18 protein-coding genes are annotated in these 25014 nt (G+C 71.5%); 11 read left to right on the forward strand and 7 right to left on the reverse strand.

Features of this window, described 5'->3' with window-relative positions; genetic code table 11:
• Positions 1-25: 25 nt before the first annotated feature.
• The 4 genes from ACQP2O_RS30430 to ACQP2O_RS30445 are packed head-to-tail and all read right to left on the reverse strand — an operon-like array spanning position 26 to position 7503.
• Positions 26-709, reverse strand: a complete 684-nt coding sequence (locus tag ACQP2O_RS30430; RefSeq protein ID WP_433170992.1) for an ABC transporter ATP-binding protein — start codon at positions 707-709, stop codon at positions 26-28.
• Positions 696-1655 (reverse strand): ABC transporter ATP-binding protein, encoded by a 960-nt coding sequence (locus tag ACQP2O_RS30435; protein ID WP_433170994.1) that lies wholly within the window; start codon positions 1653-1655, stop codon positions 696-698. The genes ACQP2O_RS30430 and ACQP2O_RS30435 overlap by 14 nt, the downstream gene beginning before the upstream one ends.
• Entirely contained in the window at positions 1652-4315 is a 2664-nt protein-coding gene (locus tag ACQP2O_RS30440; protein WP_433170996.1) for an FtsX-like permease family protein, read from the reverse strand. The genes ACQP2O_RS30435 and ACQP2O_RS30440 overlap by 4 nt, the downstream gene beginning before the upstream one ends.
• Entirely contained in the window at positions 4312-7503 is a 3192-nt protein-coding gene (locus tag ACQP2O_RS30445) for an FtsX-like permease family protein (protein ID WP_433170998.1), read from the reverse strand. Before ACQP2O_RS30445 ends, ACQP2O_RS30440 begins: the two co-directional genes overlap by 4 nt.
• A 331-nt stretch (positions 7504-7834) precedes the next feature.
• Between ACQP2O_RS30445 and ACQP2O_RS30450 the strand changes: the two genes are divergently transcribed.
• Both ACQP2O_RS30450 and ACQP2O_RS30455 read left to right on the forward strand, forming a co-directional pair.
• The gene (locus ACQP2O_RS30450; protein ID WP_433171001.1) at positions 7835-9886 is read left to right on the forward strand and encodes a beta-glucosidase; all 2052 of its coding nucleotides are present in this window, start codon (positions 7835-7837) and stop codon (positions 9884-9886) included.
• Between the two features lie 104 nt (positions 9887-9990).
• Positions 9991-11664 (forward strand): FAD-binding dehydrogenase, encoded by a 1674-nt coding sequence (locus ACQP2O_RS30455; protein ID WP_433171004.1) that lies wholly within the window; start codon positions 9991-9993, stop codon positions 11662-11664.
• A 19-nt stretch (positions 11665-11683) separates the two neighbouring features.
• On the opposite strand, the gene ACQP2O_RS30460 is transcribed toward ACQP2O_RS30455, so the two are convergent.
• From ACQP2O_RS30460 to ACQP2O_RS30470, 3 genes are read right to left on the reverse strand one after another with little or no spacing between them, the layout of a single operon-like run.
• A complete protein-coding gene (locus ACQP2O_RS30460) occupies positions 11684-12820 on the reverse strand; it encodes a mandelate racemase/muconate lactonizing enzyme family protein (RefSeq protein WP_433171006.1) in 1137 nt (378 codons plus the stop codon).
• Entirely contained in the window at positions 12817-13761 is a 945-nt protein-coding gene (locus tag ACQP2O_RS30465) for a dihydrodipicolinate synthase family protein (protein WP_433171008.1), read from the reverse strand. The genes ACQP2O_RS30460 and ACQP2O_RS30465 overlap by 4 nt, the downstream gene beginning before the upstream one ends.
• The gene (locus ACQP2O_RS30470; RefSeq protein WP_433171010.1) at positions 13751-14425 is read right to left on the reverse strand and encodes a GntR family transcriptional regulator; all 675 of its coding nucleotides are present in this window, start codon (positions 14423-14425) and stop codon (positions 13751-13753) included. Before ACQP2O_RS30470 ends, ACQP2O_RS30465 begins: the two co-directional genes overlap by 11 nt.
• A 263-nt stretch (positions 14426-14688) precedes the next feature.
• Here ACQP2O_RS30470 and ACQP2O_RS30475 point away from each other — a divergent pair, with 263 nt between their 5' ends.
• The 9 genes from ACQP2O_RS30475 to ACQP2O_RS30515 all read left to right on the forward strand — a co-directional run bounded on the left by ACQP2O_RS30475 (position 14689) and on the right by ACQP2O_RS30515 (position 24957).
• The gene (locus ACQP2O_RS30475; protein ID WP_433171013.1) at positions 14689-16044 is read left to right on the forward strand and encodes an ABC transporter substrate-binding protein; all 1356 of its coding nucleotides are present in this window, start codon (positions 14689-14691) and stop codon (positions 16042-16044) included.
• Entirely contained in the window at positions 16041-16973 is a 933-nt protein-coding gene (locus ACQP2O_RS30480) for a carbohydrate ABC transporter permease (protein WP_433171015.1), read from the forward strand. Before ACQP2O_RS30475 ends, ACQP2O_RS30480 begins: the two co-directional genes overlap by 4 nt.
• Positions 16970-17872 (forward strand): carbohydrate ABC transporter permease, encoded by a 903-nt coding sequence (locus ACQP2O_RS30485; protein WP_433171017.1) that lies wholly within the window; start codon positions 16970-16972, stop codon positions 17870-17872. The genes ACQP2O_RS30480 and ACQP2O_RS30485 overlap by 4 nt, the downstream gene beginning before the upstream one ends.
• A 157-nt stretch (positions 17873-18029) precedes the next feature.
• Positions 18030-19238: an ROK family transcriptional regulator gene (locus ACQP2O_RS30490; protein WP_433171018.1), complete on the forward strand. Its 1209-nt coding sequence runs from the start codon at positions 18030-18032 to the stop codon at positions 19236-19238.
• 122 nt (positions 19239-19360) lie between these two features.
• On the forward strand, positions 19361-20707 hold the full coding sequence (locus ACQP2O_RS30495; RefSeq protein ID WP_433171020.1) for an ABC transporter substrate-binding protein: 1347 nt from the start codon (positions 19361-19363) through the stop codon (positions 20705-20707).
• 2 nt (positions 20708-20709) lie between these two features.
• Positions 20710-21711 (forward strand): carbohydrate ABC transporter permease, encoded by a 1002-nt coding sequence (locus tag ACQP2O_RS30500; RefSeq protein ID WP_433171022.1) that lies wholly within the window; start codon positions 20710-20712, stop codon positions 21709-21711.
• A gap of 11 nt (positions 21712-21722) precedes the next feature.
• Positions 21723-22592: a carbohydrate ABC transporter permease gene (locus ACQP2O_RS30505; protein ID WP_433171024.1), complete on the forward strand. Its 870-nt coding sequence runs from the start codon at positions 21723-21725 to the stop codon at positions 22590-22592.
• A gap of 63 nt (positions 22593-22655) precedes the next feature.
• Complete coding sequence (locus ACQP2O_RS30510) at positions 22656-23939, forward strand: 6-phospho-beta-glucosidase (RefSeq protein ID WP_433171027.1); 1284 nt, start codon at positions 22656-22658, stop codon at positions 23937-23939.
• Positions 23932-24957, forward strand: coding sequence for an N-acetylglucosamine kinase (locus ACQP2O_RS30515; RefSeq protein WP_433171029.1), 1026 nt, complete (start codon positions 23932-23934; stop codon positions 24955-24957). The genes ACQP2O_RS30510 and ACQP2O_RS30515 overlap by 8 nt, the downstream gene beginning before the upstream one ends.
• The last annotated feature ends 57 nt before the right edge of the window (positions 24958-25014 follow it).

Below are 25014 nucleotides of genomic sequence, written 5' to 3' on the forward strand. Positions count from 1 at the left end.
GTCCCCCTTTCAACGGTCTCCCTCCCTACGTACCCCGGACGGTGTCGGAGACGAGTACCCCGTCGCCCAGCTCGATCACCCGGTCGGCGTACCCCATGATCAGCGGGTCGTGGGTGGCGACCACCGCGGTGACGCCCTCGTCGCGCACGATCGCGGCGATCAGCTGCATGATCGACTGAGCCGTCTCGGAGTCCAGCTGCCCGGTCGGCTCGTCGGCGAAGAGGATCCGCGGGGAATGGGCCAGCGCTCGGGCGATCGCGACCCGCTGCTGCTGGCCGCCGGACAGCTCGTACGGGCGCTGGTCGGCGTGGTCGGCCAGTCCCACCAGAGAGAGGAGCAGCCGGACCCGTTCCTCCCGCTGCCGCGCCGGGGCGCGGCTGAGACGAAGCGGGACTCCGATGTTCTCCGCGGCCGACAGGACCGGGATGAGGGCGAACGTCTGGAAGACGAAGCCGACGGCCTCGCGCCGCATGCGCTGCAGGGCGGCCTCGCCGAGCGCGGTCACCTCCTGGCCGGCGACCACGGCCCGCCCGGAGTCCGGCGTGTCCAGACCGCCCAGGATGTTCAGCAACGTCGTCTTGCCCGCTCCGGAACGGCCTTTCACGGCCAGCAGCTGCCCTTCCGGCGTCGTGAAGCTCAAATCCGTGAGCGCCTTCACCGGCACGCGCCCGGTCCGGTACGTCTTGGTCAGTCCCTCAACGCTGATCATGATCGTTCCCGTCCGGCCATACTCCGATGTGGTCGGTCTCCAGGTTGAGCCGCACCCGGTCCTTCATCCCCAGGGCCGTGGTGAACTCGCGCGGGAGCTGCAGCCGCCCCGCGCGGTCGAGCACGGCGTACTCCTCGGCCGTCACCTGCCGGCGGCCGTCCTCGTCGAGTGTGGCGCGGCGCAGGATCTCACTGCTGGTACGGCCGTCCCGGATGCCCACCGTGCGGTCGACGTTCCCGGCCACCTCCGCGTCGTGGGTGACGATGACGGTGGTCACCCCGAGCTCGGAGTTGACGCGCCGCAGCGCGCCGAAGATCTCGCCTCCGGTCGCCGTGTCGAGCTCCCCGGTGGGCTCGTCCGCGAAAATGACCTTCGGCCGGTTGGCGGTCGCCACGGCGACGGCGACCCGCTGCTGCTCGCCGCCGGACATCTCCGCGGGCCGGGCGTCGGCCCGGTGCGCGATCCCCATGAGGTCCAGCAACTCCGTCACCCGGGCGCGGCGGTCCCGGCGCCCGTTGCCGGCGAACCGCATCGGCATCTCGATGTTCTCCGCCGCCGTGAGGTAGGGCAGCAGGTTCCGCGTGGTCTGCTGCCAGACGAACCCCACGACGTCGCGCCGGAACCGCAGCCTGTCCCGGCGCGACATCCCCAGGAGCTCGACCCCGGCGACCCGGGCGACCCCGGCGGTCGGCGTGTCCAGGCCGGCCAGGATGTTCAGCAGCGTCGACTTGCCCGAGCCCGAGGCTCCGACGATCGCCACCATCTCGCCGCGCTCGATGAGCAGGTCGAGGCCTTGGAGCGCGATGACCTCGACGCCCTGGGACCGGTAGATCCGCACGAGGTTGTCGCAGATGACATAGGCGTTCTCGCCGTATGCCGGACCCTGCCGGGTGGCGCGGCGCTCGAGCTCCGCGAGATCCGGCGTCCGGCCTGTTCGATCGCTCACGCGCCTCCGATCCGCAGGGTCTCCGCCGGCCGCCCGCGGGCGCCGGCCGCGATATCGCTCAGTACGGTCATCACCGGCATGATGACCAGCCCGCCGCCGAGGACGGCCACCGACGACAGGTCCGGAAGGTAGTGCGCGATCGGCAGTCCGCCGGTGTAGGCCCGGAGGTCGAGGGCCGGTCCGACGACCGAGGGCAGCACCGCGCCGAGCGCCCATCCGGCGACGGCCGCCGCGACCAGGGCCGGGACGACCTCGACGAGAGCCAGCCGGCGTGCCTCGCGACGGCTCAGGCCGAGCGCGCGCAGATACGACACGACGCTGCCGCGTCGCCGCACCTCGGAGAGGAGCAGGAGAAGGAGCGCGAGCAGCCCGTAGCCGGCCGCGAAGAGCCCGCAGGCCCGGAAACCGGCCGTCATCATGTGGCCGAGGCGTCCCCCGGTGATGGCGTCGTGTTCGTTCCGGTAGGTGGTCACTCCGCCGGCGCCGAACTGTCCCAGGTCGCGGGCCTGAGCGGCACGGCGCAACGCGGCGACGTCGAGGTGGTCGCCTCGGATGAACAACGAGCCGGGCACCTGCCCGGCGGTGGACTTGAAGACCGGCGCGTAGGGCACGACCACGAACCGGGCGTCGGCCGCCTGCCCCGGGAACCGCGAGATCACGCCCGCGTCGCGGAGCTCGAGCCGGAGTCCCGCGTCGGTGGTCAGGCTCAGCCCGCCGCCCTTGGCGCCGGCGGCCGCCGCCGGGGAGAACAGCACCGGAAAGGCCCCGGCCTCGGCGCGCGGCGCGGGAATCCGCAGCGACGTCCCCGCCATCGCCTGCCGATAGGCGCCGAGATCCACCGCCACGAGGGTGACGTCGCCCACGGTGTACTCCCGCGAGAACAGGTGCGCGCCGTCGATGACCTCGGCCGGCACGGCCGTGCGAACCCCCGGTGACCGGCGTACCCGGTCGATCGTCGCGGCGTCCATGACCTGGGTGTCGACCCGCGCGTCGCCGCCGACCGACTGCCACGTCGCGAGCCGCTGCGCCCGGCCGAGGCTCGCCTCGACCGTCGCGGTGAATCCGATGACCGCGAACGTCAGGACCAGGAGCACGACGGGAAGCATCGCGGTGGCGCGCTGCCGGGACGCCTGGGCGAACCCGATGAACCCCACCGCGGACCGGCCACGCGCCAGGGCCCGGCAGATGAGCCGTAGCAGAGCGGAGCAGGTCCGCAGCGCGAGCAGGCCGGCCGCGATGGCCAGCAGGGCGGGCACCGCGGAGATGAGCGGATCGAGCCCTCCGGTCGGCATACCGCGCAGTCGGAGCAGGTACGTCGCGCCCACCGCGACCAGGACGACGGTTCCTTCGGCGACCGCCCGGCGGGCGGAGGAGCCGCCCGGGACCGGCGTGTTCCGCCCGCGGGCGGCGGTCACCGCGGACAACGCGATGACCGTCGCGACCACGGCCGCCGCGGAGACGGCCGAGATGCCCTGGGCCGGTCCGTCCACCAGCAGCGCGGCCGTGACCAGGCCGATGATCGCGGCCGGCAGCGTGACCGACCCCACCACCATCACGGTGATGACGGCGAGTTGGGTACGGGAGGCTCCGCGGGCGGCCTGCGTGGACAGCGCCACCCGCATCCGGGCCGGCACCAGCCGGGCGGTGAGCGCCAGAACGCCGAGAGCGGCGGCGAACAGTCCGGCCAGGGCGAGGGACAGCAGGGTTCGCGTCGCCGTCAGCCGCCGCGTGAAGTCGTCCAGCACGTGGTCGAGCCGGCTGGTCAGCGTGACGTACTGACCGTCGACCGTGCCGTTGGCGATCGACTCGGCCGCCTGGTGGACACCCTGCGCCAGGGTGTGCGCACGGCCGGCGGTGATGCGCGCGGCGGCCGGCGTGTACGTCCAGGTGACACCCACGTTCAGCTGGGTCGACGCGCAGAGCCCGTGGTATCCGGCGGGACTCAGCAACGCCGTTCCGAGGACGATCGTGTCGCCGCTCGTGGTCTGCTCCAACTCGGCGTCCTCGAACCGGTGGTGCGCCGCCCAGTAGCCCGATCCGGGGTCGGTGGGGGTGAACAGACCGCTGATCCGTACGGTGAGACCGGGCTGGCTCTTGATGGGGATGACGTCACCGGTCGTGAACCCCATCTGCCGCGCTGCGCGATCCGGCAGCGCGGCCTCGAGGCGGAGGCCCGTGCCCTTCTGCTCGGGCGGCCCGGGGGCACGCCCGGAGACGTACCGGAGATGGCCGCTCGCGGTCGCCGAGATCCCGATCGACATCCGGACCGTGGGGCGGTTCGCGGCGTGGCCGGGGACCGCGATGAAGTCGGTCCCCGCGAAGTGGTCGGACGCGCCGATCGTGTCGCGGAGCGGGCGCGGAATGTCCTGCCGCCAGTAGCCGCTCAGGGTGGCGAGGCCGTCGACGCTGCCGACCGGCCCCTTCCCTCGAAACTGCGACTGGGCCGGACCGACCGCCCGCGAGAGGACCGAGACCACGAGATCGGCGGACCCGGCGGGAGCGCCCGTGACGGCGTCTCGTACGGCCCGGTCGTACGTGGCGACCGCCCAGCGCGGGCCGGCGCCGACGAGGAACGCGGTGACCGCCATGAGCAGGCCGAGGCCGACGAGGGCGGTCCACTGCGCGCGGGCGGCCCGGACGGCCAGGGGAAGGAGCCTCATCGGTCCTCCCCCACGCGCATGAGGCGGCCCAGCCCGTTCCGGGTGAGGTGACGCACGAGGATCAGGAACGTCACGGCGAACGCGACGGTCATGCCCGCCACCATCGCCAGGACCACCGGCCACTGGAGGACCACGTGGACGGGCGGGTACGGCGCGGTCGCCCGGACCGTGAGGACGACGTACGGCAGCACGAGGTGGGCGACGACGACGCCGAGGAGAACGCCGCCCAGCAGGCCCAGGCCGACGAGGAACCCCTGCTCGACGGCGATCAGCCCGACGACCTGGCGTCCGCCGACGCCCAGGACCCGCAGGACCGCGAACTCGACGGCCCGCTCCCGCGCCGACACGACCGTGTCCACGGCCAGGCCGATGACGGCGAACACGATCGCGGCGGCGAAGCCCAGGACGAGAGCCCCCTGGAGCGATCCACCCAGCGGCGTGTCGCGCAGTCGATGGCGCAGGGCGACCCGGTCGACGATCCGGTCGCCCCAGGCCGGATGGTCGCGCAGCGCCCGCGCGGTGGCCGCCGTGTCGCCGCCGCGGGTGGCGAGCCACCATTCCGCCGGCTGCTTCGGGGTGACGCCCACCGCCAGCGACGCGTCGGCCAGCGCCGCCCAGTCCACGAGGACGCCGGGGGAACCCGGCTCCGCCGACGGCAGCGCGGGCGCCACTCCGGCGATCGTCAACGGCTGCTGGACGCCGTTCTCGGTGATCGTGATCCGGCCGCCGACGCCGGCGTGCGCGCGTGCCGCGAGTTCCCGGGTCACGATGGCCGGGATCGGTTCGGCGCGGTCCGTCGCCGCCCCTGAGCCGGCATGGAGCACCATGACACCGGTCGTCGTCGCATTCGGGAAGTAGTAATCGTCGCGCCCGGCGGGGAGCCTGGCCGTGACCAGGCCTCCGGCCTTGATCCCGGCCGTCTCGGACCCGCCGTCGCTCATCTCGATCTGACCGGTCCAGTGCGCGCCGGCCGGTCGCCGTGCGGGCGGGCCGGGCCGGTTCCCGGTACCGCCGCGGACCTCGGTCACCGTCAGGTCGGCCGGGCCGCCCGACGTCTGCGGGTAGGTGAAACGGAACCCGCGGACGGCGATCGGATAGGAGATGACGCCGTCCCGGCCCGCGAGGCCCGTCACATCGGCGACCTGGAGGTGGGTGTCCCCATCCGCCGGCGCCTTTCCGAGGTCGATCTCGTACACGACGTCGAAGGCGTCGCTGACCAGCACGGACAGGGAGACGGGGAGGGCCTGCGGAGTCCGGCCGATCCGGAACCCGACCGAGAGGCGTTCCGGTCGGCCGGTGATCGGCACCGCGGCGCCGCTGCCGGCCGCGAGCCTTGTCGGCACGTCGCTCCGCAGGGCCGTACGGGCCCGGAGCGTCCCGCCGAGCCTGCTGGAGTCGATCGCGAGCAGCGCCGCGTCGGCGCCGCCGGTCGAGACGGTGTCCCGCAGCACCGGGCCGGCGGCGGTCACTCCGGGCAGGGCCGCGTACCGTCCGCCCTGCCCCGCGGCGGCCGGGGACGACGGGCTCGCCGGGGCCGTGATCCGGAGGTCGGCGCCCGCTTGGAAATCCGCCTGGTCGAGCTGGGACCGCCGCCAGGTCGACCCGGTGGCCGCGCACAGGACGCCGGCCGCGACCGTCATCACCAGCAGCAGAACGGGGCCGGCGACGCGCAGCGGCCGGCGGCTGACCTGGTGAGCGCCCACCGCCAGCGCGAATCCGCGCGAGAAGGAGGTGGCCCACTCGCCGGCGCGGGAGGCGATCGGGGCCAGCCGCAGCAGCAGCGCGCCCCCGGCGAGCAGCCCGAGCGACGGTCCGGCGACGATGAACGGGTCGACACCGGCGTTCCCCGACGACGTCTCCAGCACCGGGCCCCGATAGTGCACGAGCCGCCACATCGCGAGACCGGCCATTAAGACGAGGGCGAGGTCGGCTCCGGCCCGCTGGATGACGGCCTGGCGTCCTTCCCGTCCGCGTGACGTGATCGTGGCGACGTAGGTCCGCCGGATCCCGCCGAGAGACGGCAGCGCGAGTACGACGACGCAGATCAGCGCGGTCGCGGCCGCGACGCTCCACGTCAGCGCCGAGGGCGAGAGCGCGCCGTGCGCGCCGCTCGTGCGGAGAAGGGGCGTCGCGGCCGCGGCACGGACGAGAAGCGGCGCCAGGAACGGTGCGGCCACCGCCGCCGGCACGCTCACCACCGTCGCCTCGCCGACGGCGAGAAGCGCGAGCTGCCGAGCGCCGGCGCCCCGCGAGCGCATGAGCGCGGTCTCGACCTGCCGATGCCCCGCCAGCAGCCGGGCGAGGAGCAGAAGCGCCGTGGTGATCAGCATCAGCACCAGCAACGCGGGGATGAGCAGGGTCGAGCGCGTCACGAGCACGGCCCGCCCGACCTGTGTCAGCAGATCCGGCAGCGAGGAACTGACCGCGTACCCCGTGCCGTCGGCGGAGCGCTTCCCCAGCGACGCCGGCAGGGCTCGGGCCCGTTCCTCGATGCCGTGCACCTGACCGGCGTCGATCGCGCCCATGTCCGGGAGGACGAGCCAGCGGACGGTGGCCGTGGCGGCGAAACGGGCGCCGAAGGTCGCGGCGGGGACGACGAAGGGGCCGACGGTGGTGTAGTCGAGGCGTTCCACTCCCGTGGTGATCAGGCGGTCCCCGCCCCACACGTAGTCGTCGGACCGGTTCACCGCGAACAGGCCGCTGACGCGTACGGTGACCGGCGGACCGCCCACGCGGCCGTGGAGCGTCACGACGCGGCCGGCGGCCAGGCCCATGGCCCGCGCGGCCGGCTCGGGAAGCGCGGCCTCGACCACTCCGCCCGGTGCCGCGACCGGCCAGCGGCCCGTCCGCAACCGGGCGTGGCCTTCGAGGCCGGAGTACGTCGCGAACACGGTCAGCCGTGGATGCGGCTTGTGCTCCTGCCCTGGTACGACGTAGGAATCACCGGAGGCGCTCAGCGAGACGTCGGCGGGAACGCGCCCGTAGACGGTCCGCACCGCCTCCCGTACCTTCCGGTCCGCCGCCGGCATCCGCCCGGTCGGAACGGTGGTGGTGACCGTCGTGCCGGCCGTGCCGAAGTCGGCCGACGCCAGGGTGGCGCGAAGGCCCTCGCCGGTCACGGAGGCGGCGTACTCACCGAGCGCGGCCAGGACGGTGGCGGCGAGCAGCGCCAGCACCGACGCGGCCACGGCCAGGGAACGCTGGGTGAGCGTCCGACGGAGAACTAACCGCCACCAACGGCCCACCCGTGCCTCCCTCGCCCCCCGAACGGCCGCTCGATGATCCACCCGGGAGGGGCGGCTCGCAACTCCGCTCAACCAAAGATCATCGAGACGGCCGTACCGGCGGGTTCGCAGTGAGCAGGGGCGACTCGGCCACACATCCTTCCTTTAGCGCCGGACTCTGGTACTTCCGGGCACATCACACACCCATGGGGCCATATACATCGGATGTATCTATTGACCTTGATCCGTACGCGCGATACACCTCTGTTGACCGAGACCGGCCGTAGGAGGCCTCGTGCGCAAGACCCTTTTCGCCCTGGCGACGTCCGCCCTCCTGCTCGGCGCCACCGCCGTGCCGTCCGCGGCGGTGCCCGCCCGGCCGTGGATGGACCGCTCCCTGTCGCCGCAGAAGCGGGCCGAACTGCTCGTGGCGCGGATGACGCTCGACGAGAAGGTCCTCGAGATCCACATGATGGACGTGCCGGACCATCCACGCGAGGTGCCGGGCATCGAACGGCTCGGCATTCCGGCCCTGAAGATCACCAACGGGCCGGCGGGCGCGGGGCCGGGCGACAGCAACGCGCCCCAGCCGGCGACGGCCCTGCCCTCGGCACTCGGAATGTCCGCGTCGTGGGATCCGCAGCTGGCCGCGGCCTTCGGCCGGGTCGCCGGCCAGGAGGTCGCGGACCGTGGAGAGGGCCTCATCGAGGCACCGGGAATGAACATCACGCGCGTGCCGCGGAACGGCCGCAACTTCGAGTACCTCGGCGAGGATCCCTACCTCGCCGCGCAGATGGCGGTCCCGGAGGTCCGCGGCATCCAGGCCCAGGGCGTCATCGCCGAGGTCAAGCACTACGCGGCCAACAACCAGGAGACGGACCGCAAGACGATCAACGAGGTCGTCGACGAGCGCACGCTGCGGGAGATCTACCTGCCCGCGTTCGAGGCCGCGGTGAAGCGCGGCCGGGCCGGCGCGGTCATGTGCGCCTACCCGAGCGTCAACGGGCAGTTCGGCTGCGAGAACACCCACCAGCTGAAGGACGTGCTCCGCGGCGACTGGGGCTTCGACGGCTTCGTCCAGTCCGACTACACCGCGAACCACAGCACGGTCGCGTCGGCGCTGGCCGGTCTGGACCTGGACATGAAGCACGTCTACTACGGCGACGCGACCAAGGCCGCCGTCCTCGGCGGGCAGCTCGACGAGTCGGTCGTCGACCGGATGCTCGTCCGCCGGTTCGCGCAGATGTTCCGCTTCGGGCTCTTCGACCATCCGCGCACGCCCACGCCGATCCCGGCGCAGCGGGACGGCGCGATCGCCCGGTCGATCGCCGAGCAGAGCGCGGTCCTGCTCAAGAACAGCGGCGGGCAGCTGCCGCTGCGCGGGGTGCGCTCGGTCGCGGTGATCGGATCGTACGCGGGCGCGGCGCACACCGGTGGAGGCGGCAGCTCGGCCGTGACGCCGCTGTACACGGTCTCCCCCGTCGACGGCATCAAGAGCAAGGGCGTGACCGTGTCGTACGCCGACGGCGCCGACCCGGCGGCCGCCGCGACACTTGCCAAGTCCGCCGACGTCGCCGTCGTCATGGTCGGTAACAAGGACAAGGAGGGCGGCGACCGGCCGAACCTGTCGCTGCCGGCTGGCCAGGACGGGCTCGTGTCGGCCGTCGCCGCGGCCAACCCGCGGACGGTCGTGGTCCTGAAGACCGGCGGTCCGGTGCTGATGCCGTGGCTCGACCAGGTCCCCGCCGTCCTCGAGGCGTGGTACCCGGGCGAGGAGGACGGCAACGCCGTCGCCGACCTCCTGTTCGGCGACGCCGTCCCGTCGGGCAAACTCCCGATGACCTTCCCGAAGGCCGAGAACGAGACGGCGGCGAACACGCCGCAGCAGTACCCCGGCGTGAACGGCACCGCGACCTACTCCGAGGGGCTCGACGTCGGCTACCGCTGGTACGACGCGCACGGTGTGACGCCGCAGTTCCCGTTCGGCTACGGCCTGTCGTACACGACCTTCGCGGTCCGTCACCTGAGCGTGTCCGGGCAGGGCCGGGTCGCGTCCGTCGACGTCACCAACACCGGCACTCGTCCCGGCGCCGACGTCGTTCAGCTGTACCTCGCGTCGCCCGCGTCCGCCGGCGAGCCACCGCGCCGGCTCGCCGGGTTCGCGAAGGTCACGCTGCGGCCCGGCCAGACCCGGCACGTGACGATGAGGCTCGACGCCCGCTCCTTCTCCGTCTGGGACACCGCGGCGGGCCGCTGGGCCACGGTCCCGGGCCGGTACACCCTCTACGCGGGCGACTCCTCGCGCGACCTGCCCCTGCACGCGACCGTCACGGTTCGGGGGTCGTGATGACGCGGGGCTGATCGCCGACCGGTGCGGCTGTGGTAGATGATGCACTGATACCGCCGCACCGAGTCCCCGCCGCCGCAGGACGGCGGCCAGCGAGGAGACCCATGGATTTCGACGTCATCGTCGTCGGAGCCGGCCTGGCCGGCCTCGTGGCCGCCCATGAGCTCACCTCCCGCGGGAGGAAGGTCGCTCTGCTCGATCAGGAGAACGCCGCCAACCTCGGCGGGCAGGCGTTCTGGTCGTTCGGCGGGCTGTTCCTGGTCGACTCGCCGGAGCAGCGGCGCATGAGGGTGAAGGACTCCCTGGAGCTGGCCTGGAACGACTGGCAGGGCAGCGCCCAGTTCGACCGTGTCGAGGACGAGGACTCCTGGGCGGTTCGCTGGGCACGTTCCTACGTCGAGTTCGCCGCCGGGGAGAAGCGTTCGTGGCTGGCGAGCCACGGCATCCAGCTGCTGCCGACCGTCGGCTGGGCCGAGCGCGGTGACCTGCGGGCGGACGGGCACGGCAACTCGGTGCCTCGCTTCCACATCGCCTGGGGCACCGGCACGGGCGTGGTGGCGCCGTTCGCGCAGAGCGCCCATCGAGCGGCCGACGCCGGAACGCTGACCTTCCGCCACCGGCACCGGGTCGACGAGCTCATCGTCGAGGCGGGCGCCGTGACGGGCGTGCGCGGCGTCCTGCTGGCCGACGACTCCGCACCGCGCGGCGTGGCCTCCACTCGTGAGGTGGTCGGGGAGTTCGAGCTCACCGCCCAGGCCGTCATCGTCACCGCGGGCGGGATCGGCGCCGACCACGACCTGGTGCGCCGCTACTGGCCGGAACGGCTGGGCAGCCCACCCGAGCGGATGGTCACGGGCGTGCCGGCGCACGTCGACGGGCGAATGCTCGACATCACCGAGACCGCCGGCGCGCGGCTGGTCAACCGCGACCGCATGTGGCACTACACCGAGGGCATCCAGAACTGGGATCCGATCTGGCCCGGCCACGGCATCCGCATCCTGCCCGGCCCGTCGTCGCTGTGGTTCGACGCCCTCGGCCGGCGTCTGCCCGTCCCCTGCCTGCCCGGCTACGACACGCTCAGCACCCTGCGGCACCTGCGCACCACCGAGGACATCGCCGCCTACGACCATTCCTGGTTCATCCTCACCCAGAAGATCCTGGAGAAGGAGTTCGCCCTGTCGGGGTCGGAGCAGAATCCCGACATCACCAGCGGCGACCGGAAGGCGTTCATGAAGGAACGGCTGCTGAGCAAGGGCGCGCCCGGCCCGGTGGACGCTTTCAAGCGGCACGGCGCGGACTTCGTCGTCGCCGACACCCTGGACGACCTCGTCGCCAAGATGAACGCGCTCACCGAGGAGCCGCTCCTGGACCCGGCCGTCCTGCGCCGCCAGATCCAGGCGCGGGACTCCCAGATCGTCAACTCCTACAGCAAGGACGCCCAGGTCCAGGGCATCCGCAACTCGCGGCGCTACCTCGGCGACCGCCTCGGCCGCACCGCCGCGCCGCACCGGATCCTCGACCCCGCGGCCGGGCCGCTGATCGGCGTCAAGCTGCACATCCTGACCCGCAAGACGCTCGGTGGCATCCAGACCGACCTGGACTCCCGGGTCCTGGGCGCCGACGGGCGGCCGATCGAGGGGCTGTACGCCGCGGGCGAGGTCGCCGGGTTCGGCGGCGGCGGGATGCACGGCTACAACGCCCTCGAAGGGACCTTCCTCGGCGGCTGCCTGCTGTCCGGACGCCGGGCCGGCCGCGCCGCCGCCGAGCAGCTCGCCTGACCGCAGACCGACTCGGATGTCAGCAGTACGCCAGTGAGCCGTCCGGGCGGGTCGGCACGCGGCGTTCCCAGTGCACGTAGTCGTCCTCCGCCAGGGCCGCCTCGTCGATGGTGACCCCCCAGCCGGGACGGTCGGGCCGCAGTTCGAGGTGCCCGTCGACCGGGACGTACGGGTCGGGGCACCAGCTCGTCGTCTCGGGCTTGTACTCGAGGATCGAGAAGTTGCTGCACGCCGCGGCGAAGTGGACGTTGTGGGCAGTGGCCAGCGGGCCCATCGGGTTGTGGGGCGCCAGCATGACGTTGAAGGTCTCGGCGATGGTCGCGATGCGCCGCAGCTGGGAGATGCCGCCGACCACGCAGATGTCGGGCTGGACGATGTCGGCGCCGCCGTGGGTGAGCAGTTGGAGGAACTCGTGCGGGGAGTACAGGCTCTCGCCCGTCGCGAGGGGGACCTGGAGCTCGCCGCGCAAGCGCCCCCAGGAGGCGAAGTGCTCGGGGCGGATCGGCTCTTCGAGGAACCGCGGGTCCATCGGCGCGAGCGCGTTGCCCAGCTGGACCGCCTGATAGGGCTCGAAGATCTTGGCGTGGGCGTCGAAGGCGAAGTCGAACTCCTCCGGGCAGCTCCGCCGAACCTCCTGCGCCCACTCTGCGGCTTCGGAGACGACGAGCCCCCACCGCGTGGCGTGGAGGTCGCTCCGGAACGGGCTCAGCTTGAAAGCGGTGAAGCCGTACCGCTCGTGCAGCTCGACGGTCCGCCGCCGGCAGTCGTCGGGGTCGGGCGCGGAGTACAGGCCACAGTAGACGCGGACCCGGTCCCGTACGGCGCCGCCGAGCACCTGGTAGACCGGGACGCCGAGCGCCTTCGCGGTGATGTCCCACAGCGCGTGGTCGATGGCGGCGATCGCCGCCAGCCCGAGCGCCCCCTGGGGAAAGCGCGCGGTGCGGATCAGGAGCTGCGACAGGTACTCGACGCGCCGGGGATCCTCGCCCCGGATCTGCCCGCCGAGGTAGTCCAGCAACGGGACGAGCGCCAGGTCGGGACCGTGGTTGTAGGCCTCGCCCCACCCGCTGACACCCTCGTCGGTGTCGACGCGCACCAGGACCCGGGGGCGCTCCCCGACGCGTTGGACGAACGAGCGGAGACCCGTGATCCTCATGAGGCCACCGCGCGGTCCGCCGGCGGCGGGGGCATGAGGTCGCCGGTCTCGGTCCAGCCGGCGACGATCCGGGCGACCGCCTGTCGTTCGCGCTCGGGCAGGACGGCGCTGGGAGGCCGTACCGAGCGGTCGCACAGGTCGAGCTGGTGCATGGCCTCCTTCACGACGCTGACGTTGTTGGCGCCCCGGTCGACCGCCCGCAGGTGCTCGAACTCCGCGATCTCCCGCAGCATCCGCTCCGCCTGGGCGTAGTCGCCCTCGCGGAGCGCGTCCCGGAGGCGGAGTGAGAAGGCGGGGATGACGTTCACCAGCCCGGAGGTGAAGCCCTCGGCGCCGTGCACGGCGTAGGACAGGGCGTACGGCTCGGCGAGCCCCGCGATCCAGACGAACCGGTCGGCACCCACCTCCATGCGCAGTTGCGCGAAGCGGTTCACGTCCGCCACCGCGTACTTCAGGGCGATGACGTTGGGGCACAGGTCACCCAGCCGCGTCAGCAGGTCGGCGTCCACCCAGGTGTTCCGCACGTAGAGGACCAGGCCCATGTCGGGCAGGGCGTCGGCGATCGCCCGGTGGTAGTCGAGCCAGCCCTCGGCCGAGACGTACGGGTGGACGGGCTGATGCACCATGACCATCCGGATGCCGCAGGCGAACGCGTGGCGGGCCTCGTGGACGGCGGTGGCGACGTCGTGGCCGACCCCGGCGAGAAGGTGCGCGTCCCCGGACACGGCCTCCGTCGCGGCGGTGAGGAGCCGGATGCGCTCGTCGCCGCTCAGGGCGTAGAACTCGCCGGTGTTGCCGTTCGGGGTGAGTACGCCGACGCCGGCCTCGACCTGGCGTCTCAGCAACCACTTGTACAACCCGTAGTCGGGCTGTCCGTCGACAAAGGGCGTCACCGGGATGGCGACCACGTCGCGCAGGGCCTGCGAGAGCTCACCGAACATCGGTGCCGACCTCCTTGATCTGGCGGATCGCCCGCTCCCGGAAGGCGCTGACGTGCTGCAGTACGAGCCGGGCGGCTTCCTCCGCCTGGCCGTTCAGGGCCGCGTCGAGGATCTCCCGGTGCTCTCTCGCCTCGTCCTCCCAGGAGGGGCGCTGCGACCAGGCGTTCACCGAGATCAGGGCGGTCTGTTCGCGCAGCTGGTCCAGCATCCCGACCAGGACGTCGTTGTCGCAGTCCGCGTACAGGGCGCGGTGGAAGTCGCGGTTCGCGAGGCTGCGCGCCACCTCGTCCGTGGCGTTGTCCGCGGCCTCCAGGGCCTCCTGGGCCGGCCGGCCGCCGGTCCGCAGACCCGCCTCGACGCTCCGCTGCACGGCGACCGGCTCGATCAGGCACCGGGCGTCGAACACGTTACGGGTGAGGCGCTCATCGACGGTCCGCACCGCGGCCCCGCTGTAGTCGCTCATGGTGACCAGGCCAGCACCACTGAGGATCTTGAGCGCCTCGCGCACCGGGGTCTTGGAGACGCCGAAGCGGCCCGCGAGCTCCGCCTCGATCAGCGGACGGCCGGCCGGCAGCTCGCCGCTCAGGATGCCGCGACGCAGCGCTTCGAGAACCAGGCCGGTCCTCGAAGACGGCTTGATCGCACCCAATGCTGTCTCGCTCACCCACACTCCTTCGCTCGGGCGACGCCCCTGACGGCGTCTTGATGGCGGCCAAAGGATCATCGCACCGGCCGGGCACGCGGTGCCGGTCATCGAGCCAGACGGGGACTGCCACACCCCTGACGCGCTGATCCCTGATGCGCCGAGATCGACCCTACCAGGCATCTCATATTTCGTATATGTTGTGCCGTCATATCGTATGCCATACGGTTGCGGAACGTCATCGCGAGACACGCAGTCCGCGGTCAAGGAGAGGGAGAGCAGCGATGAAGCGTCAGCACCACCCGGTCGCGGCCCACATTGCCGACGGCCTGCCCCGGCGCGGCTTCCTCCGAGCGGCGGCAGGCGTCGGCGTCGCCGCGGGCCTGGGATCGACGCTGAGCGCCTGCGGCGGCTCGGGGGGCTCCGGCGGCAACGTCACCCTGCAGCTGTGGGACACCGACACGCGCCCGGAGCGCACCGCCAACCTCAAGAAGCTGATCTCGATGTTCGAGGCCAAGAACCCGGGCATCCGCATCAGCTACCTGGGGCTGCCGACCGACCAGTACATGCAGAAGATCAATACCGCGATCGCCACCCGCTCGACCCCGGACCTGCTCACGCCGAAGGCGTCCGACATCGCCGCCCTCGTGGCGCAGAAGGCCCTCGCACCGCTGGACGATCGCCTGCGGACGGCCGGCCTGGAGCAACAGATCTCCGCGCAGATGCTCAAGTCCTCCCGGGCCGCCGCCCCCGACGGCAAGCTCTACCTGACGCCGGCCACCAGCCTCGCGGACGTGATCTACTACCGGGCCGACTGGTTCAAGCAGGCCAACCTGAAGCCGCCGGCGACGTGGGCGGACTTCGACACGGCCGCCCAGCGCCTCACGAACGCGTCCACGGGCCGCTTCGGCTACACGCTGCGCGGCGGCAACGGCTTCTTCGCCCAGATGGTGGAGATGGTCTATCCCCGCGCGGGCGTGTCGACCTTCTACCGCCCGGACGGCACCTGCACGCTCGACGACCCCGCGGTCATCAGCGCCTGCGAGGCCTACGTGGCGCTGTTCGGCAAACAGACCGCGCGCAGCGACCTCACCGCCGACTTCAAGGCCATGGTGGCCCAGTTCGGCAAGGGCGGCGCCGGCATGCTCAGCCACAGCATCGGCTCCTACCCCAACCACGTCGCCGCCCTGGGCGCCGACAAGGTCGGCGTCGTCGCGCCCTTCCCCGCCACCGGCCACCGGGTGCTGACCGGCTGGATGACCACCGGATTCGCGATGTTCAAGGCGAGCAAGCACCAGGACGCGGCCTGGAAGTTCCTCGCCTACACGATGGAGCAGGAGGGCAACAGCTTCTGGGCCCAGAAGTCCGGATACCTCCCCGGCAACAAGGCCGTCGCCCAAGAGAAGTGGGTGACCGAGAACAAGGCCCTCAAGGCCGCCATGGACGCCGCCGCCGCGCCGGGCGCCGTGACGCTCGAGCAGCCGTACTACCTGCCGGAGTTCACCACCATCACCACCAACGACCTGCTCCCGCAGTGGCAGAAGGTCCTGCAGGGCGGCCTGTCGTCCCGTGACTTCCTCACCGCCGCCGCGGCCTCCCTCACCAAGGCCAAGAGCAAGTACGGCAAGGAGCACGGATGAGCGCGACGGCCGGACCGATCCGCCGTAAGAGGCCCGCGACCGCCCGGTTGTTCGGGCCGCGCGCCGCCCATCCCTATCTGCTGATCGCACCGGCGGTCGTGCTGGTCGCGGTCTTCCTCCTCTATCCCGTCATCAGCGTCTTCTGGGAGAGCCTGCAGAACCACAACCTCACCCGCCCCCTCGACGACGGCTTCGCCGGCCTCGACAACTTCCGGAAGATGCTGTCCGACGGCCTGTTCTGGCGGAGCCTGCGCTTCACCGGTCAGTGGGTGCTCGTCGAGGTGGGGCTGCAGTTCGCCCTCGGCCTGGCGCTGGCGCTGGTGCTGAACCGCACCTTCGTCGCCCGCGGCATGGCCCGGGCCCTCGCCTTCAGCCCGTGGGCGGTGTCCGGCATCCTGACCACGACGATCTGGCTCCTGCTCTACAACCCCACCACCGGCGTCGGCCACTACCTGGCGTCCATGGGCATCGGTCAGTACGGGACGTCGCTGCTCTCGGACCCGGGCACCAGCTTCTGGGCCCTGGTCATCGCCGAACTGTGGAAGGGCATCCCCTTCTACGCCATCCTCATCCTCGCCGACCTCCAGTCGGTGCCGACCGAGCTGTACGAGGCCGCGGACGTCGACGGGGCCGGAGTGTTCCAGAAGTTCCGGGCGGTGACCTGGTCGCACATCCGCAAGGCCGTCGTCATCGCGACGCTGCTGCGGGCGGTCTGGGAGTTCAACAACGTCGACCTGCTGTACACCATGACCGCCGGCGGCCCGGCCAACTCGACCACCACGCTGCCGCTCTACGTGGCCCAGACCGCGATCCACGGCCAGAACTTCGGGTACGGGTCCGCGCTCACCGTCGCGGCGTTCCTGCTGCTGACCTTCGCGTCCCTGGTCTACCTGCGCATCAGCAAGACGAACTTCGAGGAGGGCAAGTGAGCCTCGCCACCCGCGGCGACGTCCGGCAGGGCCCGGTGACATCTCCCCCGCGCGGGCGGACGGCCGCCGCCACGGGCGGGAGGCGGCGGCGTTCCGTGGGAGACCGCCTCGCGCTGTGGGTGCCGCTGGCCCTGTTCCTGCTCTTCACGATCGTGCCGCTCTACTGGATGGTGCTGTTCGCCTTCCGCCCGGCGGGCTCGACGTCCCTGCTGCCGTGGCCGATCACGCTGGAGCACTTCCGGACCGTCTGGGAGGGCTCCGGGTTCGGCATCTACTTCCGCAACAGCATCATGGTCGCGGTCACCAGCCTCGTCGTGTCCACCGTGGTCGGCCTGCTCGGCGGGTACGCGCTCGCCCGCCTCGACTTCCGGGGCAAGAAGCTCTTCCTGGTCACGATGCTGTGCACGCAGTTCATCCCGGGCGCGATGATGCTCATCCCGCTCTTTCAGATCTTCAACACACTGCGGCTCACGAACAGCCTGTGGAGCCTGGTCATCGCCGACACCGTCTTCCACCTGCCGCTGTCCCTCGTCCTCATGGCCGGGTTCATCCGCAACGTGCCGGTCGAACTGGAGGCGGCGGCGCAGGTCGACGGGTGCGGCCGGATCCGGGCGTTCTGCGCGGTCGTGCTTCCCCTGCTCAAGCCGGGGATCGTCGCCGTCGGGTCGTTCGCGTTCATCAGCGCGTGGAACAACTTCCTGTTCGCCATCATGTTCATCAGTTCGCAGGACAAGTTCACCGTGCCCGTGGGCCTGAGCTACCTCCTGGGCGACTTCGGGACCGACTTCGGCGCTCTCGCCGCCGGAGGTCTGATCGCCGTCGTCCCGGTCATCGTGCTCTTCGCGTACGTGCAGCGCTTCCTCATTCAGGGGCTGACCGCCGGCGCCGTGAAGGGCTGACGACCCCGACTGACCGTCCGCCGCCGGCCCGGGACCCTCTGGTCCCGGGCCGGCCGTTTTGTTCGGGGATTGGGGGTTGATTCGCGGATGCCGGGGAGCGTATAAGTAAACAACTTTCTTTCTAACAAGTTCGCCCAGTTGAGAGAGGGATGTCCAGGTGGCCCAACGGTATCCAGCAGGACCGCAACGCCTGCTGCGTCTGCTCAACGGGCGTGCGGTCCTGGAGGCGATCCACCGGGCCGGTCACCCGATCACCACCACCGACCTGGCGGGCCGGATCGACCTGTCCCGGCCGACGGTCGCCGCCGCGGTGAGCCTCCTGCTCGAGCGCGGCGTGATCAGCGAAGTGGGCCCGGAGACGGGCCGTAAGGGGCCCGCGCCCACGTTGTACGAGGTCAACGCCGACTGCGCGTTCGCGATCGGCGTGGACATCGGGCACAAGAAGATCCGCGCCGCGATCGCCGACGTCACCGGGCATGTACGGGCGCGGGCCGAACAGGAGAGCCCGTCCGACCGGGACGCGCTCATCGAGCGGGTCCTGGCGATGTGCGAGGACCTCGCCGGCCGGATGGGCATCGCGCTGGAGGCCGTCGGCCAGGTCGTGATGGGCGTGCCCGCCGTCGTCGGGCCCGACGGCCGCGCCCTGTCGTACGCCGAGGGCCTGCCCGACGCGGGACGTGGGCTCGGCACGGCGCTCGGTCGTGTCATCCCGGCGCCGCTGATCCTGGAGAACGACGTGAACCTCGCGGCGCTCGCCGAGCGCAGGCAGGGACACGGGGCCGAGGTCGACGACTTCGTCCTGGTCAGCCTGGGCGTCGGCCTCGGCCTGGGCATGGTGGTCGACGGCCGCGTACGGCGTGGGGCGACCGGTGTGGCGGGCGAGGCGGGCTACCTGCCCGGCCATCGGATGATCGCGCCGCCCGGGCAGCGCCGGGACCTCGTGCAGGACTACATCGGCGCGCGGTACATCAGCGCCGAGGCCCGTCGCCTGGGACTGCCCGGTGACGGCACCCCGCGCACCGTCTTCGAGCTGGCCCGCGGAGGCGACCCGACCGCGACGGGGATCGTGGACGACACCGCCCGCAGCATCGCGCACGTGATCGCCTGCGTGGTGCCGCTGATCGATCCGGCCCTGATCGTGCTGGGCGGCGCCATCGGCGGCAACGGCGACCTGCTGCTCGCGCCGGTCGCCCGGCACCTCACGGACTTCAGTATCTTCCAGCCCCGGATCGTCGCCTCCGACCTCGGACCGGGCGCGGAACTCATCGGCGCCACGACCATGGCGTCGGATCTGGCACGCGAGTCGACCTACGCGGCCGCCACCGCACCGAGTGGCCTGATGGAGGCGCCCCTGTCCTTGTCCTGACGTGCCGCGGCGGCGCCGTCTTGCCGGACGGCGCCGCCACCAGAGACGCCTGGGCGTTGCCGCGCCCGGAGCGATGACCGACCCGTCACCCAGCGAATGTCATTACCGAGGAAGGACGATCAGTGTTCAAATTTACCACCGGGGCCGTGGCGGGCACGGCTGCCGTACTGTTGCTGGCCGGCTGCACATCCAGCGGGCCCGCGTCGTCGGAGCCGACCACCGCGATCTCGGCGGGTGCCTCGCACGCGCCGAACACGATCAGCGTGTGGACGTTCAACCACCTACCCAACGAGGTGGCGGCGTTCACCGCGGCGCTGAACCGCCTGCACGCGAAGTACCCGTGGCTGACCGTGAAGTTCGTGCCCAACAAGGACGACGCGGCGTTCGCCAAGGCGGTCGCCGCCGGTGATCCGCCGGACGTCTTCGTCGCGTCGGCGCCGGACAACGTCGGCAAGTTCTGCGCCAACGGCACGGTCGCCGACCTCGGCCCGTACCTGTCGTCGGCGAAGGTGAACACCACCGCGACGTTCCCGGCCGCGACCCTGGTGTACACGAAGTACCAGGGCAAGCAGTGCGCGCTGCCGCTGCTCACCGACGCGTTCGGGCTGTACTACAACAAGAAGATGTTCGCGGCGGCCGGCATCACCACGCCGCCGAAGACGCTGTCGGAGCTGGCCGCCGACGCGAAGAAGCTCACCGTGAAGAACGCGAACGGCTCGATCAAGACGTACGGGTTCGTGTCCCGGTCCGACTACAACGCCAACCGGTACATCTACACCGGAGTGCAGAGCGGCACCAAGTTCTACGGCGGTGACGGGAAGGCCACGTTCGCCGCCGACCCCAAGTGGCAGCAGCTGCTGCAGTGGGACAAGAACCTCGGCGACTCCTACGGCCCGGGGAACGTGCAGAAGTTCGTCGGCCAGTACCAGGCGCACGCGGACGACACGAGCAACCCCTTCCTGACCGGCACGGCGGCGATGGAGTTCGACGGCGAGTGGCACATCGGCGAGATCGACGCGGCCAAGAAGGGCCTCGACTACGGGGTCGCGCCGATGCCGATGCTCGACTCCACGTCGGGCACGTACGGCGCGGGTAACACCCTGGGCACCGTCGCCTACCTGCCCGCGGGGTCCAAGCACAAGCAGGAGGGCTTCTTCGCCCTGCAGCAGCTCACCACCGACACGACGTTCCTGAACACTCTGGCGGACACGGTCTCGAACATCCCGAGCACCTTCGCATCGCTGCAGAGCTGGGACAAGGCGAACGACCCGCACTGGAAGCCGCTCGTCGACATGTTCAAGAACCCCGGCTCGTACTACAAGACGCTCGCACCTGCCGGCCTGGAGGACATGGACAGCTGGAGGGAGTTCCTGCTCCAGTACGAGCAGGGCAAGGTGGCGAACCTGCCGTCCGGTCTCGCCGGGATCGCCAAGAAGATCGACAACGCCAACGCGCAGGCGGGGAACTGAGGATGACGACCACCGTCGCCCGCGCCGGCGGCACCGTGAGCGGGGCGCCCCGGCGCCCCGCCCAGGGGACGCGCCGCCGCCATCCGAGCAAGACCCGTTGGTGGGTCGTGCTGGCCTTCCTGTCGCCGTTCGTGATCGGGCTCGCGACCTTCGTGCTGTATCCGGTGGTCGCGACGCTGTACTACTCACTGACCAACTTCCAGGCCGGCTCGTACCGGCCCGTGCGGTTCGTCGGGCTGAACAACTACCGGACCCTGTTCACCCAGTCCGACAACTTCTGGATCGCGGTGCGCAACACCGTGTGGATGGTCGTGATCATGGTGCCGCTGCGCACCGCCTGGGCCATGCTCACCGCCTGGCTGATCACCCGGGTGAAGCGCGGCCGGAACGTCTACCGCACGATCTTCTTCCTTCCCCACATGGTGCCGCCGGTGTCCGCCGCGCTGTCGTTCATCGTGCTGCTCAACCCGGTCGGGCCGCTCAACAAGCTGCTGGGCCTGTTCGGCATCGGCGAGCCCGGGTGGTTCTCCGATCCCGCCTGGTCCAAGCCGAGCCTGGTGCTGATGGCGCTCTGGGCGGCCGGCAACACGATGGTGATCTTCTCGGCCGCCATGCTGGACGTGCCGCGCGAGCTGTACGAGGCCGCCGACCTGGACGGCGCGGGCCCGATCCGGAAGTTCCGCAGCATCACGCTGCCGGCACTCTCCCCCGTGATCTACTTCTCGCTGCTCACCGGGATGATCTACGCGTTCCAGTACTTCACCGAGGCGTTCGTCGTGTCCGGCTCGGCGAACGTCGAGGCGTCCAGCAACGAGCTGATCGGCTACCCGGCCAGGTCGCTGCTGTTCTACTCCACGGAGCTCTACCAGCAGGGCTTCTCGTACTTCAAGACCGGGTACGCGTCGGCGATGGCATGGCTGCTCTTCCTGGCCATCTTCGCCGCGACCGTGGTGTTCATCCGCGCCTCCCGCCGCTTCGTGCACTACTCGGGCGGTGACCGGTGACCGCCGCGGGCATGACCGGGCGCCGGGCCGCGCTCGGCCGCCCCCGGCCGCCGATCGGGCGTCGCCTGCTGTACCGGCTGGCCGAGCACGCGCCGGCCGTCGCGGTCGCGCTCTGTTTCCTGCTGCCGTTGACGATCAGCGTGCTCACCGCGTTCATGACGCAGCACCAGGCGGGCACCGGGTCACTGTGGCCGTCGCCCTGGGACTTCGGCAACTTCCGGCGGGTCTTCAGCGCCATGCCGTTCGGCCGCGACCTGCTCAACACCATCCTGTACGCCGGGCTGTCCACGATCGGCACGGTCGTCTCATCGGTGCCCGTGGCGTACGCGCTGGCCCGGCTGCGCTGGCGGGGCCGGGAGGCGTTCTTCCTGGTGGTGCTGGCCGCGATGATGCTGCCCGCGCAGGTGACCAGCCTGCCGCTGTACGTCTTCTACTCGCACATCGGATGGGTGGGCACGCTCAAGCCGCTGATCGTCCCGTCGTTCTTCGGCGACGCGTTCAGCATCTTCCTGCTGCGCCAGTTCTTCCGCACGATCCCCGGCGAGCTGACCGAGGCGGCGCGGGTCGACGGCGCGGGCGAACTGCGCATCCTCCTGCGGGTGATGATCCCCATGACCAAGCCGGCGATCGCCGCCGTGGGGCTGTTCTCGTTCCTGTACGCCTGGAACGACTTCTACAACCCGCTGCTCTACACCGGTAACAGCCAGAGCGGCCAGACCCTCGCGGTGGCCCTCACCCAGCTCGCCAAGAGCGGGCACCAGAACGCGTACCAGCTGCAGATGGCGGCGTCGCTGATGTTCCTGCTGCCCGTCCTGGTGCTGTTCTTCCTGGCGCAGAAGGTGTTCGTCGAGGGCATCGCGCTGACCGGCATCAAGGGCTGACCGGCATACGAGGTGACGGCCGCCGCGACGGCGGACCGTCCCGAGCGAACTTTTGGAGTAAGAGTGAAGATCACCGTTGTCGGCGGTGGCAGCACCTACACGCCCGAGCTCGTGGAGGGCTTCGCCCGGCGCGCCGGCGTGCTTCCGGTCGACGAACTGGTCCTGTACGACGTCGACCCCGAGCGGCTCCGCGTCGTCGGCGGCCTGGCGGGGCGGATCCTCGCCCGGCACGCCTTCCCCGGCCGGCTGACCACCACGACCGACCTCGCCCAGGCCCTGGACGGGGCGGCCGCGGTGCTCATCCAGCTGCGCGTCGGCGGCCAGGCGGCCAGGCTGAGGGACGAGACGCTGCCGAACAAGTTCGATCTGATCGGCCAGGAGACCACCGGCCCGGGAGGCTTCGCCAAGGCGCTGCGCACGGTGCCGCTCGTGCTCGACATCGCGGCGGAGGTACGCCGCCGGGCCAGGCCCGACGCGTGGATCGTCGACTTCACCAACCCGGTCGGCATCGTCACCAGGGCGCTGCTGGACGCCGGGCACCGGGCGGTCGGCCTGTGCAACGTGGCGATCAAGTTCCAGCGGAGCATGGCGGACCGGTTCGGCGTCGACGCCGACCGGGTCCGACTCGGCCACGCCGGTCTCAACCATCTGTCGTGGATCCGCTCGATCACCGTGGACGGCGAGGACCGGCTGCCCGGGCTACTGGCCGGCGACATGCTCGCCGAGATCGCCGAGGAGGTGCGCCTGCCCGCCGGGCTGCTGCGCGACCTGAAGGCGATCCCGTCCTACTACCTGCACTACTTCTACTGCACCGACCACGAGCTGGGCCGGCAGCGGACAGGCTCGCACCGGGCCGAGCAGGTCCAGGCCATCGAGCGGGAGCTGCTCGCCCTCTACGAGGACCCGGACCTGGACCACAAGCCCGAGATCCTCGAACGCCGGGGCGGCGCATACTACAGCGAGGCCGCGGCGGCCCTGGTGACCAGCCTGCTCACCGGCGACGGCGCGCACCACTACGTGGACGTGCGCAACAACGGCGTGCTGGCGGGCCTGCCCGATGAGGCCGTCGTCGAGGTGCCGGCGCACGTCGACACCGCCGGTCCACATCCGGTCGCGGTGCCACCGCTGCCGCCCGAGATGCTCGGACTGGTCCAGGCCGTCACGGCGTACGAGACCCTCACGATCGAGGCCGCGCTGACCGGCGACCGGTCGGTGGCCCGGCGGGCGCTGCTCGCCAACCCGCTGGTCCGCCAGTGGGACCTCGCGGCGCCGATGTCGGACGCGATCCTGGAGGCCAACCGTTCGTACGTGCCGCGGTTCTTCGGCGGGGAGCCCGCCGATGGCTGACCTCGTGGTCGGCGTCGACGGCGGGAACTCCAAGACCGACCTCGTGCTCGCGGACACCGACGGGCGGCTGCTGGCCTGGGTGCGCGGCGTCGGTACGCGCCCGCACGCCGACGGCATGGCGGTCACCGGCGGACAGCTCGCCGACCTGACGCGCCGAGGACTGTCCGAGGCAGGTCTGCCCGAAACCACTGCCGTCACGGTCGGCGCGTACTTCCTGGCCAATGTGGACGTGCCGGACGACGAGCAGGAGGCGCTTCGGCAGCTGTCACAGCTGGGCGTGGCCGAGCGGGTCCTCATCCGGAACGACACCCTCGCCATCCTGCGGGCCGGTGCGCCGGAGGGCTGGGGCGTGGCCGTGGTGTCCGGCGCCGGCATCAACGCCGTCGGGGTCCACCCGGACGGACGGTCGGCCCGCTTCCTGTCGCTCGGCGACATCACCGGCGACTGGGGCGGCGGCATGGGCGTCGCGCGGGCGGCCCTGGGCGCGGCGGTACGCGCCGGTGACGGGCGCGGCCCCGCGACCACGCTCCGGGAGGTCCTTCCGGGCCGTTTCGGGCTGCCGACCGTGGAGGCCGTCGCCCTGGCCGTCAGCGCCGGAAAGATATCCGCCATGGAGCTACTCACCCTCGCGCCGCTGGTGTTCGCCGCCGCCGACGACGGCGACGCGGTGGCGCGGGGGATCGTGACGCGTCTCGGCGACGAGATCGTCACGATGGTGACCGCGCTGCTGCGCCGGCTCGACCTGCTGGACACCCGGACACCGGTCGTGCTCGGCGGCGGAACCCTGCAGAACGGCCAGGTCCTCCTGCACGACCACATCCGCCGGCGTCTCCGCGAGGACGCCCCGCTTGCCCGGCCGCACGTGCTCGACGTGTCACCGGTGGCCGGCGCGGTCCGCGAGGCGCTGACGGAGGCCCACGCCCCGGACTCCGCCTGGCTCCGCTTCCACGAGGCGTTCACCGGGACGCAGCTGCCCGCCTCGGCGAACGAAGAGGCCCGCTCCTGCCCCACGGGATGAAACCGGCACGGAGGCCCGTGGCACTGATCGCGGGACCGGCCGTCGCACCGCCCTGCC

This window comes from Actinoallomurus sp. CA-150999 (genome assembly GCF_050942425.1).
Classification (GTDB): Bacteria; Actinomycetota; Actinomycetes; order Streptosporangiales; family Streptosporangiaceae; genus Actinoallomurus.

Coding starts and splice junctions, on each gene's coding strand:
- ACQP2O_RS30430 (WP_433170992.1), bottom strand. CDS start 709: ATGATCAGCGTTGAGGGACTGACCAAGACGTACCGGACCGGGCGCGTG.
- ACQP2O_RS30440 (WP_433170996.1), bottom strand. CDS start 4,315: ATGAGGCTCCTTCCCCTGGCCGTCCGGGCCGCCCGCGCGCAGTGGACC.
- ACQP2O_RS30455 (WP_433171004.1), top strand. CDS start 9,991: ATGGATTTCGACGTCATCGTCGTCGGAGCCGGCCTGGCCGGCCTCGTG.
- ACQP2O_RS30460 (WP_433171006.1), bottom strand. CDS start 12,820: ATGAGGATCACGGGTCTCCGCTCGTTCGTCCAACGCGTCGGGGAGCGC.
- ACQP2O_RS30465 (WP_433171008.1), bottom strand. CDS start 13,761: ATGTTCGGTGAGCTCTCGCAGGCCCTGCGCGACGTGGTCGCCATCCCG.
- ACQP2O_RS30475 (WP_433171013.1), top strand. CDS start 14,689: ATGAAGCGTCAGCACCACCCGGTCGCGGCCCACATTGCCGACGGCCTG.
- ACQP2O_RS30480 (WP_433171015.1), top strand. CDS start 16,041: ATGAGCGCGACGGCCGGACCGATCCGCCGTAAGAGGCCCGCGACCGCC.
- ACQP2O_RS30500 (WP_433171022.1), top strand. CDS start 20,710: ATGACGACCACCGTCGCCCGCGCCGGCGGCACCGTGAGCGGGGCGCCC.
- ACQP2O_RS30505 (WP_433171024.1), top strand. CDS start 21,723: ATGACCGGGCGCCGGGCCGCGCTCGGCCGCCCCCGGCCGCCGATCGGG.
- ACQP2O_RS30515 (WP_433171029.1), top strand. CDS start 23,932: ATGGCTGACCTCGTGGTCGGCGTCGACGGCGGGAACTCCAAGACCGAC.